This is a genomic window from Cobetia sp. 5-25-4-2 (genome assembly GCF_013374075.1).
GTDB classification, from domain to species: domain Bacteria; phylum Pseudomonadota; class Gammaproteobacteria; order Pseudomonadales; family Halomonadaceae; genus Cobetia; species Cobetia marina.
This window is the reverse complement of sequence record NZ_BLWK01000001.1, coordinates 249916-266873: the sequence shown is the minus strand read 5'-3', so window position 1 is coordinate 266873 and position 16958 is coordinate 249916. Positions and strand designations below refer to the sequence as shown.

General features: G+C 62.9%; 16 protein-coding genes. 10 read left to right on the top strand and 6 right to left on the bottom strand.

Annotation, left to right across the window (positions count from 1 at the left end; translation table 11 throughout):
* Positions 1-64: 64 nt before the first annotated feature.
* Positions 65-595, top strand: a complete 531-nt coding sequence (gene ppa / locus HXS65_RS01190) for an inorganic diphosphatase (protein WP_176492922.1) — start codon at positions 65-67, stop codon at positions 593-595.
* Between the two features lie 169 nt (positions 596-764).
* On the opposite strand, the gene HXS65_RS01185 is transcribed toward ppa, so the two are convergent.
* A complete protein-coding gene (locus tag HXS65_RS01185; protein ID WP_077371875.1) occupies positions 765-1868 on the bottom strand; it encodes a DUF2333 family protein in 1104 nt (367 codons plus the stop codon).
* Between the two features lie 355 nt (positions 1869-2223).
* Here HXS65_RS01185 and dsbD point away from each other — a divergent pair, with 355 nt between their 5' ends.
* The 8 genes from dsbD to purH all read left to right on the top strand — a co-directional run bounded on the left by dsbD (position 2224) and on the right by purH (position 11208).
* The gene (gene dsbD, locus HXS65_RS01180) at positions 2224-4254 is read left to right on the top strand and encodes a protein-disulfide reductase DsbD (protein ID WP_255304385.1); all 2031 of its coding nucleotides are present in this window, start codon (positions 2224-2226) and stop codon (positions 4252-4254) included.
* 284 nt (positions 4255-4538) lie between these two features.
* A complete protein-coding gene (aroQ, locus tag HXS65_RS01175; RefSeq protein WP_077371872.1) occupies positions 4539-4976 on the top strand; it encodes a type II 3-dehydroquinate dehydratase in 438 nt (145 codons plus the stop codon).
* Between the two features lie 166 nt (positions 4977-5142).
* Entirely contained in the window at positions 5143-5613 is a 471-nt protein-coding gene (accB, locus tag HXS65_RS01170; protein WP_077371869.1) for an acetyl-CoA carboxylase biotin carboxyl carrier protein, read from the top strand.
* 19 nt (positions 5614-5632) lie between these two features.
* Complete coding sequence (accC, locus tag HXS65_RS01165) at positions 5633-6973, top strand: acetyl-CoA carboxylase biotin carboxylase subunit (protein ID WP_077371866.1); 1341 nt, start codon at positions 5633-5635, stop codon at positions 6971-6973.
* Between the two features lie 184 nt (positions 6974-7157).
* Positions 7158-8072: a 50S ribosomal protein L11 methyltransferase gene (prmA, locus tag HXS65_RS01160; protein WP_176492921.1), complete on the top strand. Its 915-nt coding sequence runs from the start codon at positions 7158-7160 to the stop codon at positions 8070-8072.
* Between the two features lie 168 nt (positions 8073-8240).
* Positions 8241-9275 carry a tRNA dihydrouridine synthase DusB gene (gene dusB, locus HXS65_RS01155; RefSeq protein WP_077373125.1) on the top strand — a complete coding sequence of 345 codons (1035 nt, stop codon included), beginning with the start codon at positions 8241-8243 and terminating at the stop codon, positions 9273-9275.
* Entirely contained in the window at positions 9272-9568 is a 297-nt protein-coding gene (gene fis, locus HXS65_RS01150) for a DNA-binding transcriptional regulator Fis (RefSeq protein WP_043331993.1), read from the top strand. The genes dusB and fis overlap by 4 nt, the downstream gene beginning before the upstream one ends.
* 62 nt (positions 9569-9630) lie before the next feature.
* Positions 9631-11208, top strand: coding sequence for a bifunctional phosphoribosylaminoimidazolecarboxamide formyltransferase/IMP cyclohydrolase (purH, locus tag HXS65_RS01145; protein ID WP_077371859.1), 1578 nt, complete (start codon positions 9631-9633; stop codon positions 11206-11208).
* A gap of 110 nt (positions 11209-11318) precedes the next feature.
* Here purH and HXS65_RS01140 read toward each other — a convergent pair whose 3' ends face one another.
* On the bottom strand, positions 11319-12410 hold the full coding sequence (locus HXS65_RS01140; RefSeq protein WP_176492920.1) for an amidohydrolase family protein: 1092 nt from the start codon (positions 12408-12410) through the stop codon (positions 11319-11321).
* 62 nt (positions 12411-12472) lie between these two features.
* Positions 12473-12712, bottom strand: coding sequence for a DUF2061 domain-containing protein (locus HXS65_RS01135; RefSeq protein WP_077371853.1), 240 nt, complete (start codon positions 12710-12712; stop codon positions 12473-12475).
* A gap of 211 nt (positions 12713-12923) precedes the next feature.
* Between HXS65_RS01135 and glsB the strand changes: the two genes are divergently transcribed.
* Positions 12924-13922 (top strand): glutaminase B, encoded by a 999-nt coding sequence (glsB, locus tag HXS65_RS01130; RefSeq protein WP_254696424.1) that lies wholly within the window; start codon positions 12924-12926, stop codon positions 13920-13922.
* 607 nt (positions 13923-14529) lie between these two features.
* On the opposite strand, the gene HXS65_RS01125 is transcribed toward glsB, so the two are convergent.
* The 3 genes from HXS65_RS01125 to folX form a co-directional block, all read right to left on the bottom strand.
* On the bottom strand, positions 14530-15987 hold the full coding sequence (locus HXS65_RS01125) for an NAD-dependent succinate-semialdehyde dehydrogenase (protein WP_176492919.1): 1458 nt from the start codon (positions 15985-15987) through the stop codon (positions 14530-14532).
* 91 nt (positions 15988-16078) lie between these two features.
* Positions 16079-16444 (bottom strand): hypothetical protein, encoded by a 366-nt coding sequence (locus tag HXS65_RS01120; protein WP_084209171.1) that lies wholly within the window; start codon positions 16442-16444, stop codon positions 16079-16081.
* A 35-nt stretch (positions 16445-16479) separates the two neighbouring features.
* Complete coding sequence (gene folX, locus HXS65_RS01115) at positions 16480-16905, bottom strand: dihydroneopterin triphosphate 2'-epimerase (protein ID WP_176492918.1); 426 nt, start codon at positions 16903-16905, stop codon at positions 16480-16482.
* Positions 16906-16958: the final 53 nt, after the last annotated feature.

The following is a 16958-nucleotide window of genomic DNA, read 5'->3' as shown; positions in this document are numbered from 1 at the left end:
GTTCGTATAATTCAGCGGAATTTTGACCCGCAGGCCTTCAACCCGCAAACCCAAGGACTCGACAATGAGTTTCGACAAGATCCCCGCTGGCAAGGAATTGCCGAACGACGTCTACGTAGCGATCGAGATTCCGGCCAATCACGCGCCGATCAAGTACGAGATCGACAAGGACATCGATGCACTCATGGTGGATCGTTTCATGGCCACTCCGATGTTCTACCCGGCCAACTACGGTTACATCCCGAACACCCTGGCTGACGATGGCGATGCCCTCGACGCGCTGGTCGTGACTCCGTATCCGGTCGCGCCGGGCAGCGTCATCCGTGCGCGTCCGGTCGGCGTGCTCAACATGAGCGACGAAGCTGGCGAAGACGCCAAGCTGGTCTGCGTACCGCACCAGAAGCTGACCTCCCTGTACGACGAGGTCCAGGAAGTCACTGATCTGCCGGAACTGCTGCGTCAGCAGATCGCGCACTTCTTCGAGAACTACAAGGATCTCGAGAAGGGCAAGTGGGTCAAGATCGATTCCTGGGACGGCGCTGATGCCGCGCGTGCCGCGATCGAGAAGGCAGCGGCTGCCTACCAGAAGGACTGATCCTTCCCGTGACGGTCGCCAACTGACCCTCATTTGCTGACCGCTCATGAAAAAGCCCCCGTCATTGACGGGGGCTTTTCGTTTTCTGGGCTCAGCCCGATCCAGCTCAGGCTGACGAGACTGGCGGGACATGACCTCCGTCAGGGTCCGCCAGCCTCGCTGTCAGACTTCAGCCCTTCTCGAGCAGGCTGCGCAGGTCACTGATCGCGGAATTGGCACGTGCGATGTAGTTGGCCATGACCAGCGAGTGATTGGCGAAGAAGCCGAAGCCGGAACCGTTGAGGATCACCGGGCTGCCGATATCGGTCTGGGTCGACTCCAGCTCACGGATGATCTGGTCGATGGAGGTCAGGGCATTCTTGTCTTCCAGAACGCCCTGGAAGTCATGACGCACCGCCTTGAGCAGATGAATCAACGCCCAGGAGGTGCCGCGCGCCTGATAGAAGACATCGTCGATCTCGAGCCACGGCGTCTTGATCTCTTCTTCCGTCTGGGTGCTCTTGGCCGAGGTCGCGTTCTTGTCACCGGCCAGACTCAGATTGAGCTGAGACTTGCCGACGCTCGCGGACAGTCGCTGTGACAGGGAACCGAGACGATTCTCGACATCCGACAGCCAGGCCACCAGATTGTCGGCGCGCGCATAGAACTGGCCATTGTTCTGAGTGTCATCGCTCAGACGCTTGAGGTAGTCCCCCAGCTGGCGGTTGGCATCGGCATATTCATGCTCGGCTTCCGGCAGCATCCAGGCATTGGCGTCGATGAACAGCAGCGATTCCGCCTTGCCCAGCGCCTTGTCATCACTGGACTGGGACTGTGAACGACTGAATTCCTTGCGCAGCTCGCGCGTCATGTCGCGCACCTGCACCAGTACCCCATATTCCCAGTTGGGCATGTTGTCCAGCCACAGCCCGGGGGGTGCCACGTCATTCTTCAGATAGCCACCGGGCTTGTGCAGCAGGGTATCGTTGAGTTTCATCAGGGTCGCGACGGTCGCCGTGCCCGTCGGCAGCACCTCGAAGGCCGGTGCCGGCTGCTCGCCATCGACACTGGCAACGGGTGCCGCCAGCCCATGTACGCGGGCCAGTTCGGTGCGCGTGGCCTGGTCGACATTGAATTCGTCCGGCTCGCTGCTCCAGTAGATCCCAAGGCCAACGCAGACCAGCAGGTAAATGACGAACAGCCCGACCAGTGGTTTCCAGATCCAGCCATACTGAGGTGTTTCCAGCACGTCGCGACCCGCGCCACGCTTGCTGCCTTTACCGAATAGGGCCATGCGTTCTTCCTTGTATGAAGCCTTGTAAAAAGCCGTGTGAAAAAAGACGAGTCAGAAGACCGTGAACCGGTGTCGATACCCGCGTTGCCTCCAGCGCCGGTACTCATGACGTACGTCCTATCCTATCATGCGTCCCTGCGTGTGCCAGTCGCGCTCATCGCGACGTCAGAACCGGGGGGAGATCATCGCTACATGGTGGCGCATTCATCCTGGTGCAAGTCGCGACCCGTGATCATCGTGGGCATCATTGCCGGCCCTCTCTCCGTGACGAACACCTCAAGCGAGCTGATCGCGCAGAGGGCACAGGCACTCGCAAGATCGGCTTCTTCTCCCGGCACTGCAAAAGGATGCCTTCGTGCTTCGTCCGTTTCCCGCAAATGACGCGATCTCCCGCCAGATTCGCGCCAGTCTCGCCCTCGCCCGACCGATGCGCCCCGGGGTGCTACTGGTCATTGTGCTGCTCCTCAGCCTGACCACTTTCGCCCTGCCAGCCCATGCCGGGCTGTTCGGCAGCAGTCCGGCCACCTCCTCCAGCAGCGAATCGTCTACCGGGCTGTTCACGAGTCAGGCATCCAGCAGCGACTTCCTGCCGGTCAACGAGGCCTTCACGCCCCGCGCATGGCGTGAAGGCGACACTCTCTATGTCGGCTTCACCAGTGCCGAGGGCTATTACCTCTATCGCCATCAATTCGACTTCGCGACCTCCCGTGACGATCTCCGGCTTGGTGCCGCGGACCTGCCCCCCGGCGAATTCAAGCAGGACCCCTATCTGGGCGACGTGCACGTCTTCCATGACCCACTGGTCATTCGCCTGCCTCTGACAGCCGCAGACCGTCAGAATGCCCCGGACGAGGCGTCATCGATCAGTGGTCCGGTACCGATATCCATCACTTTCCAGGGGTGTGCCGACGCCGGCCTCTGCTACCCCCCCGAGACCGTCACGCTCGAGGCCGGTGAGCAGAGTGCGCCCGATGCCTTTGCCCACCTGATGCCTGATGCCGCCACCCTGGAGAGCGGCGCTGCCGACGACACTGGCGCACATCGTGCCGGCGAGCCCACCGCCATCCCGGGGACGGATGGCAGCTTTCGAGCATTGTTCACGGATGCCGGCCTCGTCACCTTGCTCGGGCTGTTCTTCCTGGCAGGCCTCGGACTGACCTTCACGCCCTGCGTGCTGCCGATGATCCCGATTCTCAGCTCGATCATCGTCGGCCAGCGCCCCAGCCGCCCGCGCGCCTTGCTGCTGTCGTCAAGCTACGCCCTGGGCATGGCGCTCACCTACGCCGCGGCCGGCACGCTGATGGGTCTGTTCGGCGCCGGCCTCAACCTGCAGGCCCAACTGCAATCTCCCGTCGTGCTGATTCCCTTTGCCGCCCTGTTCGTGCTGTTCGCGCTGGCCATGTTCGGCACCTTCAATCTGCGCCTGCCCGGCCGCCTGCATTCGCGCCTCGACACGCTGCAGGGGCGCCTGATGAATACCGGCCCGGGGGGATTGGCGCTGGCAGGCGCGTTGTCGGTACTCGTGGTATCGCCCTGCGTGTCGGCACCTCTGGCCGGAGCGCTGGTCTATCTCTCCGCCAGTGGCGATGCCACCAGTGGCGGGTTGGCGCTGTTCGCGCTCGGGCTCGGCATGGGGGTGCCGCTGGTACTGGTCGGCACCTTCGGCGCCAGTCTCCTGCCCAGGGCCGGCGGCTGGATGGAAGGCATCAAGCAGGCCTTCGGCATTCTGCTGCTGGGCGTGGCGCTGTGGCTGGTAGAGCGCTTGCTGCCGGCCTCGCTGACGGTGCTGGGCTGGGCGACATTGGCCATCGGCACCGGGGTGGCGCTCGGCGCGATCAGCTCCTCGAGCCACGGCTGGGCCCGCGCCCGTCAGGCACTGGGGCTGCTGGCACTCGGCTGGGGGATGATCAGCCTGCTGGGCGTGGCCGGCGGCGCAAGCGATCCGCTACGCCCATTGGCCCCCTTCACCGGAGGCGGAACTGCCTCGGGACAGGCAACCGAGCAGACGCTGGACTTCACCACCGTCACTGACATGGCTGCCCTCAAGCGCGAGCTGGCACTGGCTGACCGTCGCGGGCAGCCGGTCTTCGTCGATTACTACGCCGACTGGTGCATCTCCTGCAAGGTGATGGAGCGCGAGGTCTTTCCGCGCGTCGCGAGTCAGCTGCGACAGTTTCATCTGATTCGCGCCGATGTCACCCAGACGGATGCCACCACCCGTGAGCTGCTGTCATCGTTCGGCCTCTTCGGACCGCCCAGCCTGCTGTTCTTCGCAGGACAACAGGAAATGACCGAAGCGCGGATTCAGGGAGAGGTCGATGCCGAGCAGCTGGGCGAGCATCTCGACGAGGTACTGCGTCACCATCGCACTGCCGCGGGTGCATGATCTGGCGGGAGTCAGCCATGCCGGACACCGGCAGATGACGTCGCGATGTTGACGGGATGGCAGCGCGGGAGAGTCGGCGTGGCAATCAGGATAAAAGCGGCAGGAAATCCGGTTCGGTGCCAAACTGGACAGCGTTCGAGAATTTCGGCAGAATCCGCGTCACTGCGACAACAGTCTAGGCTCAATAGGTAAACGTCGCGGATAGTGACGGTATCTTTGCATTTTCACCCAGGGTTAACAGCTCAGCAAGTCACGCACTTGCTTCCGCTGACAAGAGGACTTTCATGGCGCGCATCCTGGTACTCAACGGCCCCAACCTCAATCTGCTGGGCACCCGCGAGCCCGAGGTGTACGGCACGACCACCCTGGAAGATATCCGCTCACGTCTGGAGACACGGGCCAGCCAGGCTGGCCACCAGCTGGACTGGCTGCAATCGAATGCCGAGCATGTGCTGGTAGATCGCGTGCATGCGGCCCGTGAGGATGGCACCGCCATCATCCTGATCAATCCCGCGGCCTTTACCCATACCAGCGTAGCGCTGCGCGATGCCCTGCTGGGGGTCGCACTGCCCTTCATCGAGCTGCACCTGTCCAATACCCATGCCCGCGAGGCGTTCCGCCATCATTCCTATCTTTCCGATGTGGCACGCGGCGTGATCATGGGGTTTGGCGCTCGAAGTTACGACATGGCGCTTGATGCCGCCCTGGCCGATCTTGCCTAGCAGGAGAGTCCCGGCGCAGCCTTCAGGCACGGCAGGCCTCATAGCTGCCTGAGACAAGGATTGACCGGCCCATCGGTCGGGACAGCCAATATCGCTGTCACCCGCAACCAGTGACGTCTCGGTTGCACACCCCATTTCCAGCCACCTTTATATCGGGATGAATTTCATGGATATCCGCAAGGTCAAGAAGCTGATCGAGCTGCTCGAAGAGTCCAACATCAGCGAAATCGAGATCCAGGAAGGCGAAGAGTCCGTTCGCATCAGCCGCCATCCGCAGGGCTTCGCCCAGCAGCCGATGATGCAGGCCCCGATGATGATGCAGCAGCAACCGATGCAGCAGCAGGCCGCACCGGCAGCCGGCAGCGTCGAGGCACCGGCAGCCGCCGCTCCGGCAGCGCCGCAGGGCCACACCATCAATTCGCCGATGGTCGGCTCCTTCTATCGCTCTCCGGCGCCGGGCTCCAAGGCCTTCATCGAAGTCGGCCAGAGCGTCAAGAAAGGTGATACCGTCTGCATCGTCGAAGCCATGAAGATGATGAACCAGATCGAAGCCGACAAGGATGGTGTGGTGGAAGCCATTCTGATCGAAGACGGCGAGCCGGTTGAATTCGACCAGCCCATGATCGTCATTTCCTGATCCCAACGGACACGTCACCATGCTCGACAAGGTACTGATTGCCAACCGCGGCGAGATTGCACTTCGCATCCTTCGCGCCTGCAAGGAACTGGGCATCAAGACGGTAGCGGTGCACTCCAAGGCCGACCGCGATCTGATGCACGTCCGCCTGGCCGACGAAGCTGTCTGCATCGGCCCGGCCTCCTCTGCCAAATCCTATCTGCACATCCCGGCGCTGATCGCAGCCGCCGAGGTGACGGACGCCGACGCCATCCATCCGGGCTACGGCTTCCTGTCGGAAAACGCCAACTTCGCCGAGCAGGTCGAACGCTCCGGCTTCGCCTTCATCGGCCCGCGCGCTGACACCATCCGCATGATGGGTGACAAGGTCGCGGCCATCGAAGCGATGAAGCTGGCCGGCGTCCCGACCGTACCGGGCTCCGATGGTCCGGTGCCACAGGATGAAGACGAGATGTTCGCCATCGCCGAGCGCATCGGCTACCCCGTGATCATCAAGGCCGCCGCTGGCGGTGGTGGTCGCGGCATGCGCGTGGTGCACTCCAAGGCCAGCCTGCTGTCCTCGGTGAGCATCACCCAGGGTGAAGCCGCCGCGGCCTTCGGCGACGGCACGGTGTACATGGAGAAATTCCTCCAGAACCCGCGTCACGTCGAAGTCCAGGTGCTGGCCGATGGCCAGGGCAACGCCATTCACCTGTATGACCGCGACTGCTCCCTGCAGCGTCGTCACCAGAAGGTGCTGGAAGAAGCGCCGGCACCGCAGCTGGATGAGGAAGCCCGTGCCAAGGTCCTCAAGTCGTGCACCGATGCCTGCATCGAGATCGGCTATCGTGGCGCCGGCACCTTCGAATTCCTGTACGAGAACGGCGGGTTCTACTTCATCGAGATGAACACCCGCGTTCAGGTCGAGCACCCGGTGACCGAGATGGTCACGGGCGTCGACATCGTCAAGGAGCAGCTGCGCATCGCCTCCGGCCTGCCGCTCTCCATCAAGCAGGAAGACGTCAAGCTGCGTGGCCACGCCTTCGAATGCCGCATCAATGCCGAAGACTCGCGCACCTTCATGCCGTCTCCGGGCAAGGTCGAGCTCTATCACGCGCCGGGCGGTCTGGGCGTGCGCATGGACTCGCACCTGTACTCCGGCTACACCGTGCCGCCGCACTACGACTCCCTGATCGGCAAGCTGATCACCTGGGGCGAGAGCCGCGAGATCGCATTGACGCGCATGCGCAATGCCCTCGATGAGCTGCTGGTGGAAGGCATCAAGACCAACACTGACCTGCAGAAGGATCTGGTGCGTGATGCCGGCTTCCAGGAAGGTGGCGTCAACATCCATTATCTGGAGAAGAAGCTGGGCCTGTAATCTGCCCTGCTTGAGACTGGCAGCATCGGTCGACACATGACAGAAGGGTGGCCTCGGCCGCCCTTCTGTCGTTTGCGCAGGGGCCCTTGAGTGCGCTCAGGTTCATGCCGGCATCCGAGCGCCCCTGCCCCCACTGCCGCTTCGTCTATTCTCTTCACTCCCTACCTATTCGACAGGAGCCACCATGTCCTGGCTGCAACTCAAGGCGCGTATCGCCCCCGACCACGCCGAGATTCTCGAGCATCTGCTGATGGAAGAAGGTGCCTGTGCCATCACCCTGCAGGACGCCGAGGATCAGCCACTGTTCGAGCCGGACCTCGGCAGCACGCCGCTGTGGAGCGAGACAGTGCTTACCGGCCTGTGGGATGGCACCGAAGGCATCGAGACCATGCGCGAGCGGGTCAAGGCCGGCTGGGCAGCGCTGATTCCCGATGAGCCCTGCCCGGAGATCGAGGTCGAGATTCTCGAGGACCGCGACTGGACACGTGAGTGGATGGACGGCTTCGAGCCGCTCAAGATGGGCCAGCGGCTGTGGATCGTGCCCAGCTGGCATGACGCGCCGGAACAGGACGCCGTCAACCTGATGCTCGACCCGGGCCTGGCCTTCGGCACCGGCACTCACCCGACCACCGCCCTGTGCCTGGAATGGCTCGATGGCCTGGCCGTGGAGGGCAAGCTCGCCCGGCACAGCGTGCTGGACTTCGGCTGCGGCTCCGGCATCCTGGCCATCGCCGCACTCAAGCTCGGCGCGGTGGATGCCATGGGCACCGATATCGATCCCCAGGCCCTGCAGGCCTCCCGCGACAACGCCCAGCGCAACGAGGTCAGCGACAGGCTGACACTGTGCTACCCGGACCGCCTGCCGGACGCGGGCTATCAGATCGTGGTCGCCAACATCCTGGCCGGCCCGCTGGTCGAGCTGGCCCCGCAGATCGCGGGCAGTGTGGCCCCGGGTGGCCTCCTGACGCTCTCCGGCATTCTCGCGCCCCAGGCGGGAGACGTGCTCGAGGCCTATCGTGAGGCCGGCCTGATCATGGAAGAGCCCACCGAGCGCGATGGCTGGGTGCGCCTCAACGGCCAGCGCCCGCTCGAGGGCTGAGCCACGCGATACCATGAGTGCCGCAGCGCAGGGAATCCACGGCGCAAAGGAAGACCTCCGGAACGCGCCACGGATGAAATAGCCCTTCAAACCCTGCGGCGCTCTAGGTATCATGACGCCCCCGTGATGCCTGCATCGCGCGCCACCCCACTGCATGACACGAGCCCCATGACCGAGACATCCCTTCACGCCGAGCTCCCGCGCATCGGTGTGCACCAGTTGCCCAATCGCGTGATTCTGGCCCCGATGGCCGGCGTCACCGATCGCCCGTTCCGACAGCAATGTCGTGAGCTGGGCGCGGGGCTCGTGGTCTCGGAGATGGTGACCAGTGACAAGCGCCTGTGGAACACCGTCAAGTCGCGCACGCGCATGAATCATGCCGGTGAACCCGGCCCGCGTGCCGTGCAGATCGCCGGGGGCGATGCCGCGATGCTGGCCGAGGCCGCCGCGCTGAATGCCGAGATGGGCGCCGAGATCATCGACATCAACATGGGCTGCCCGGCCAAGAAGGTCTGCAACAAGGCCGCCGGGTCTGCCCTGATGCGCGATGAGCGTCTGGTCGGTGAGATTCTCGAGGCCGTGGTGCGTGCCGTGAAGGTGCCGGTCACGCTGAAGATGCGCACCGGCTGGTGCGAGGAAACACGCAACGCCATCACCATCGCGCGCATGGCCGAGAGTGCCGGCATCCAGGCGCTCTCCGTGCATGGTCGCACCCGTCAGCAGAAATATACCGGTGAGGCCGAATACGACACCATCGCTGCGGTGAAGGCGGCAGTCTCGATTCCGGTCTTCGCCAATGGCGATATCGACAGCGGCGAGAAAGCGCGACATGTGCTTGACTATACGGGCGCCGATGCCGTGATGGTCGGCCGTGCGGCCCAGGGCAACCCCTGGATCTTCCGCGAGATCAATCACTATCTGGCCACTGGCCAGGTAGCTTCCGGCCCGAGCGATGCGGAGCGTGCCCAGGTGATGCGCACCCATCTCGAGGCCCTGTATGAATTCTACGGTGACTACATGGGCGTGCGCATCGCGCGCAAGCATGTGGGCTGGTACCTGGCGACCCGCGAGGATGGCAGTGAGTTGAAGCGCAGCTTCAATCCTCTCGAGGAGCCCGATGAACAGCGCCAGTTCCTGACCCGCCTGTTCGGCGAGCCGGAAGGCATCGCCCGCACCGAGACGCAAGGAAGTCACGCAGCATGACCAGCAGGCACCCTCTATCCCCTGACGACGCAAGCCAGGCCACGCTGATGACGCCCGTTCGGCACCATCAGACCCTGCGCGAAGCCGTCGAGCATTCCATGGCGCGCTACTTCGCCCACCTGGATGGCGAGCAGGTCACCGACCTGCATGCCATGGTGATGGCCGAGGTCGAGGCGCCGCTGCTGGAAGCGGTGATGGCCCACGCCCAGGGCAACCAGACCCGCGCCGCCGATATGCTGGGCCTCAATCGAGGCACGCTGCGCAAGAAGCTCAAGCAGTTTGATCTGATCTGACCCCGCCGGGGCATCCTCACAGGTGCCCCGGCGTCTTTTTGTTGATCCACGAGTGGAGCATCATGCAAGCCAAGCCCCAAGCCATCCGTCGCGCCCTCCTGAGCGTTTCCGACAAGACCGGCATCGTCGAATTCGCCCGTGCCCTCGACGCCCGTGGCGTCGCCCTGCTGTCTACCGGCGGCACCTTCCGTCTGCTCAAGGACAACGGCCTGGCCGTGACCGAAGTCTCCGAGCACACCGGCTTCCCGGAAATGATGGATGGCCGGGTCAAGACCCTGCATCCCAAGATCCACGGCGGTATTCTCGGTCGACGCGGTCAGGATGATGCGGTGATGGCCGAGCACGGCATCGACCCCATCGACATGGTCATCGTCAACCTGTATCCGTTCGCCGCCACCGTGGCCAACCCGGATTGCTCGCTGGAAGACGCCATCGAGAACATCGATATCGGCGGCCCGACCATGGTGCGTTCCTGCGCCAAGAACCACGCGCACACCACCATCGTCGTCAACGCGGCCGACTACGACCGCGTGATCGCCGAGATGGATGCCAATGACAACGCCGTCAGCGACGAGGCGCGCTTCGACCTGGCCGTGGCAGCCTTCGAGCACACCGCCGCCTACGACGGCGCCATCGCCAACTGGCTGGGTCAGCGGGTCGAGGGTGGCAGTGAAGGTCTGCCGCGTCAGTACAACGTCAGCCTGAGCAAGAAGCAGGACATGCGTTACGGCGAGAACCCGCATCAGCAAGCGGCCTTCTACGTCGAGGACGGTGCCACCGAGGCCAGCGTCGCCACGGCCGTGCAGGTCCAGGGCAAGGCGTTGTCCTACAACAACGTCGCCGATACCGATGCCGCCTTCGAGTGCGTCAAGGCCTTCGACGAGACCGCCTGTGTCATCGTCAAGCACGCCAACCCGTGTGGCGTCGCCATCGGCGAGTCTGCCCTGGCCGCCTACGAGCGCGCCTATCAGACCGACCCGACCAGCGCCTTCGGCGGCATCATCGCCTTCAACGTGCCGCTGGACGCCGAGACCGCGCAGGCCATCGTCTCGCGCCAGTTCGTCGAGGTGATCATCGCCCCGGGAATCAGCGACGAAGCCGCTGCCATCGTCGCCACCAAGGCCAACGTGCGTCTGCTCGACGTCGCGGATGCCTGGGCGGCCGAGCGTACCGGCGGTCACGACTTCAAGCGCGTCACCGGCGGTCTGCTGGTGCAGGACCGCGATCAGGGCATGGTCGGCCGTGATGAACTCAAGGTCGTCACCGAGCGCGCGCCGAGCGAGCAGGAACTCAACGACCTGACCTTCGCCTGGAAAGTGGCCAAGTTCGTCAAGTCCAACGCCATCGTCTACATCAAGGATGGCCAGACCATCGGTGTGGGCGCCGGTCAGATGAGCCGCGTCTATTCGGCCAAGATCGCCGGCATCAAGGCCGCCGATGAAGGGCTCAAAGTGCCGGGCTCCGTGATGGCCTCCGATGCCTTCTTCCCGTTCCGTGACGGCATCGACGCCGCGGCGGCGGCCGGTATCACGGCCGTCATCCAGCCGGGTGGCTCCATGCGTGATCAGGAAGTCATCGATGCGGCCAACGAAGCCGGCATCGCCATGGTCTTCACCGGCATGCGTCACTTCCGTCACTGATCGACGGCTCTGACACATGATGTGTGAGCCTCTCTGACGCTCACGAAAAAGCCCCCGCCAGCGAATCGCTGACGGGGGCTTTTCGTATGCCGGGGCATCAACGCCTGCCCCTATTCGACAGGCAGTCTGACCAGGCGCAGGAAGTTGTCACGGGCGACATTGTGCGCCGTCTGTGGCGACAGGGCATCGAGGAATGGCGTGTAACTTGCCAGGATATCGCCCACCGAGCCGAAGCGCCCGACCACGTCACTGCCAAGCACGAAGCGCTGTGGGAAGCGCTCGACCAGCTTGACCCAGCGCGGGCGCGGCTGGCCCTTGTCATCCAGCAGATACGGCTCCAGCACTGACCAGGACAGGTCGATATTCAGGTTGGGATAGGTTTCCAGCATGCGCTCGATCTCGCCGTGCAGCCATGTCATGCGCCCCAGGCGACGATTGAGCTCGGCACTGGTACCCGCATGTGCCCAGATGAAGGTCGTGTCCGGATTGTCGCGCACCGCACTCTCGAATTCCTCGAGATACAGCCCCTCATGCCCCTCACGCTTGCTGGTGACATTGGAATGCACCATCACCGGCAGGCCCTTCTCCGCCGCCAGCGCATAGACCTTTCTCAAGGCGGGATGATTGGCTCGTGGCGTCTCGCCCTCGGTCAGGCGCGTCAGGTCATCATGACGCGTGAAGACCTCGCCGATGCCTTTCCAGAAGCCGGGATAGATCGCCATCAACTGGCGAATCTCATCGGCAGCATTCAGATCAGTGGGGTTGAAGCCGGTGATGAACGGCGAGAAACGCGCCTGGACCGGCTCGGGAGCGCGAGTCAACGCCTCGGCCAGAATGTAATCGGTACCGGAGTACCAGTAGACCGGCCCATCATCACCCATGTAGTAACGCGGCTTCTTGGGCGCGTCCTGCTGCCATTTCTTGGCGACACCGATGCCCGTGATCAGGGCATGATCCACCTGCGCCTCATCCATGGCATCCAGCAAGGCCCCCAAGCCATCGCCCTGCTGGAAGAAGTCGACGAAGTGCAGGTGGGCGTCGCTGTAGTGATAATCGCGCGTCTCATCGGCAGCCACGGGCTCGGCGACAGCCATGCTGCCGGCAAGCCCCAACAGCAACGCCAGCGCCCCCTGGAGGAGAGGACGCTGGCGCAGACAGGACAGGCGAGAGAAACGGACGGGGCGAGAGGCAAGCTTCAGCATGGGTGGCTCCGAGGAAAGATCGCTCGATTCTGCGGTGCCCACCCTTGCCGACGCAAGTGTCCTCAGCTCGCCAATACCGCACCATTCATGCCGGAGGGGCGGCTGGCCTGTTGTTCAGCTGCCTGCTGACGACGGGCAGTCACACGATTCCAGACCTTCTCGTGGAAGAAGAAGGCGACGGTGTTGACCGCAGGCTCGACGATGGCGACCAGACCGCCGACCACGATGTCACCGGTCAGCAGGTAGGTGACACCGAAGGCGATGGAGAAGTGCATGCTGGCAAAGGTCAATGTCTTGATCATGTTGGCTGCCCTCCGGGCGGTCTGTGCTCAGCGAGACGCTGAACCCCAGCGCGTCGCGTGTCTCTTGGTGGGCAACCTGTTGTTGCCTCGATGCAATGAATGATAGTGAGTCTCATCTGCAACTTGAAATCACTTTGCCCTACCCCGCTGATAAGGGCTGGCTATCAAGCGCTCGGATCACCACGCGCCACAGCCCACAGGATTGGGTAGAATGCGCAGCCGTACCATGCGATTGCATTCCCATCCACTCTGTCTCCTCAAGGTCGCCATGACGCCGCCACTCGACTCTGATGCCCTCCAGACGCTGCTTGAACGCCTGTCCAATGATGCCAGCCGCTGCTTCAACGAGGGCAAGGTCGCGGATTACATCCCGGCCCTGGCGCAGGTGGACCCGGATCAGTTCGGGATTGCCGTCTGTCATGTCGATGGCCGCGTCCAGTATGCCGGGGATGCACACACGCGCTTCTCGATCCAGTCGATCTCCAAGGTCCACGCACTGGTACTGGCGATGCAGCGTCTGGAAAGCGACGAGATCTGGTCACGCGTGGGACGTGAACCCTCTGGCCAGGCGTTCAATTCGATCATGCAGCTGGAGGTCGAGAACGGCATTCCACGCAACCCGTTCATCAATGCCGGGGCACTGCTGATCACGGACCTGCTGGTCTCGCGCATCGTCTCGATCCAGAACACGCTGCGTGAACAGCTCAGACGCCTGTCCGGCAGCCCCGACATCGGCTTCGACGAGAAGGTGGCGCGCTCCGAGATGGACCACAAGGCACGCAATGCCTCGCTCGCCTACCTGATGCAGGCCTATGGCAACGTGCACTCCGATGTGGATGACCTGCTGGACACTTACTTCCACAGCTGTTCGGTATCGATGAACTGCGTGGAGCTGGCCCGCAGCTTCGCCTTCCTGGCCAATCGTGGCGTCAATCCGCTGGATGGCAAGGAAGTGGTCTCGCCCTTGGAGACACGTCAGCTCAATGCGCTATTGCTGACCTGTGGGCTCTATGACGCGGCGGGAGACTTCGCCTGGCGCGTGGGCCTGCCGGGCAAGAGTGGTGTCGGCGGCGGCATCATCGCCATCCTGCCGGGACAGATGAGCATCTGTGTGTGGTCGCCGCGCCTGGACGGCTATGGCAACTCGATTGCCGGCCGGCATGCATTGGAAGGATTGGTGGCGGGAATGGGGCTGTCACCGCTGGGCTGAGGAGTGAGGAGTGAGGGCTGAGAAGGGAGAACTGAGAAGTGCGGGCTGACAATACTGAGCTGGGAACCGGCCATAAAAAAGGGCAAGTCGCGTCCGCCACGCCACTCGCCCTGTCTTCAATCCTTGAAGACTATCACCACAGGTCCCGCTCTTAGACTGTAGCGTAAATAAGCATATCCACAAGTAAGAGAATGCCGACAAAGCACACCTGTCTTTGTCCCTGATCCGCGGTAAAAGACAGCGGCATACCGCTTTGGTCTGACACGCGCAGCGCGATCAATGCCCAAGACACCTCACCTCTACGACCAATGGCGCATGGGCCTCTTGTCGCGAGATTGCCCCCTCTCGCGCATGCCGCTCTCTTATCAGCAGCGAAAGATCGCTCTCAGCAGCAGCGAAAATTCCATAGGTTGCAGACACGCTTGGCGGCAACAGGCCGAATGACTGAATGACATGAAAAAGCCCGCCCGGTGTCCCGGGCGGGCTTTTTGGCATCTGATGTCGTGTCCGGTCATTGCCTTGAGCGCTGGCCATCCATCGACGATGCCACGTTCAAGGATGAAGGGCTCAAGCAGGGATCAACGTCGCAGATCCGATGACGAACGGATCAGCCAAGTGAGAGACACAGATACTTGGTTTCCATGTACTCCTCGAGGCCATACTTGGAGCCCTCACGGCCCAGCCCCGATGCCTTGGTGCCGCCGAAGGGCGCGGCGGCGTTGGAGATCAGTCCGGTGTTGATACCGACCATGCCGTAATCCAGACCTTCCGAGACGCGCCAGACACGCTTGAGATCCGTGCTATAGAAATAGCTGGCCAACCCGAACTCGGTATCGTTGGCCATCTCGATGGCCTCTTCCTCGCTCTCGAAGGGGAAGATGGCTGCCAGCGGCCCGAAGGTTTCCTCACGGGCCACCTTCATCTCCGGCGTCACCTGCGAGATCAACGTCGGGGTGAAGAAACTGCCACCCAGCGGATGCGGATGGCCGCCCAGCAGCAGCTCGGCCCCCTTGTCGAGCGCATCCTGCACGTGATCCGTGACCTTCTCGACGGCGCCACCATCAATCAGTGGGCCGACCTTGACGCCCTCTTCCATGCCGTTGCCCACGGTCAACTCGGCATTCATCGCCGCTGCCAGCTTCTCGCTGAAGGCATTGACCACGCTGGACTGCACCAGGAAACGATTGGTGCAGACGCAGGTCTGGCCGGCGTTGCGGAACTTGGCTGCCATCGCGCCTTCCACCGCCGCATCGAGATCGGCGTCTTCGAACACCAGGAAGGGCGCATTGCCGCCAAGCTCGAGCGAGATCTTCTGGATATGCTGTGATGCATTGGCCATCAGTCCGCGGCCAACTTCGGTGGAGCCGGTGAAGGTGACCTTGCGCACGAGACGCGAATCGGTCATCGCCTTGGCGATATCCCTGGCCGAGCCCGGCACCACGTTGAAGACACCACGCGGCACGCCAGCGCGCTCCGCCAGCACCGCCAGCGCCAGTGCCGAGAAGGGAGTCTGACTGGCAGGCTTGACCACGATGGGGCAGCCCGCCGCCAATGCGGCACCCGCCTTGCGGGTGATCATCGATGACGGGAAGTTCCACGGCGTGATCGCCCCCACGACACCCACGGGTTGCTTGAGCACCATGATGCGCTGATCACGCTTGGCTGCCGGAATGGTGTCACCGTAGACTCGCTGCCCTTCCTCGGCGAACCAGCGCAGGAAGCTGGCGGCATACTGGATCTCACCGGCGGATTCGGCGAGTGGCTTGCCCTGCTCCAGGGTCATGATCTGCGCCAGGTCATCCTTGTGCTCCTGCATCAGGGCGTACCACTTCATCAGGATGTCGGCACGTTCCAGCGCGGGGGTTTCCTTCCAGTCAGCGAAGGCATTCTGGGCCGCCTCGATGGCACGCTCGGTTTCCGCATAGCCCAGGCGAGGCACTCGGCCGATGATCTCGCCGGTGGCCGGATTGTCGACCTCTATCTGCTCACCGGAATCCGCGGCGACCCAACCACCATCGATATAGGCAAAGGGGCGAAAGAGACTGGTATCGTTGAGATGTTCCATGAAGACTCCAGAGGCATGCAGGTGGATCGAGGCGGCGTTGAGCGCTAGCCGAGACTATTCAAGACTAGCCTAATAGAACCTAGATGCGGGTTCAGTGCCAGAACCACAACCCTGCCAGCACCAGTGCTGCCATGGCCAGCCCCGTGATCACACGCCCCATGGGCCACTCGCGTCGGCCGGATGGCTGCTTGCCGGCCTCGACAGACGACGGCGGTACCTCACCGAGCTCGCACTCCGGCGGCATCGACACGACACGCCGCGCCTTCTGCTGCTTGACCCGCGCATTGAACACCTGGCTCGCACGCCCGTCACGCACCTCGAAATCCACCGCCAGTCCCGGCCCCGGGAGACCGCGACCGCGCCAACCGACAAGATCGAACACGTACTCGGCGCCCCTGTCATCCGTGATGACACCCTCCTGGGTGGCATCATCGAACCGAGTGATCTCTCCGATCATGCTGCCCCTCCTGACATCCCGTCTCTCCTCACTGTCTAGCGTCCGACACTTGCCGTCTGGATATGGTCTTCCCGGCTGTCCGACAGGGTGATGGACACCGAATCGGAGAAGCGCAGCGCATGCGGCTTGTCGATCTCGACCTGAGCCGTCAGCACCTGCTCATGCTGCATCACGATATCCAGCACTTCCCGCGTCATGCGCTCGAGCAATGCGAAACGCCCATCCTCGACATGCGCGATCAGCTGCTTGGTGATGGTGCGATAGTTGAGGGCTTCGCTGATGTGGTTGAACTGAACCGCACGCGCGGCGCGGTAGCGGATCACCACATTGATCACGACATCCTGACGATTCTGGATCTCGTCCTCGTTAATCCCGATATAGGTGCGCAGACGCAGGTTCTTGATGCGAATGGTGGCAAGATCATGATCGAGATGTTCATCGTGCAAGGCATGCATCGGCATCGACGGGGACTCCTGAACAAGAGATGTCAGACAAACGACTCACAGACGACGAC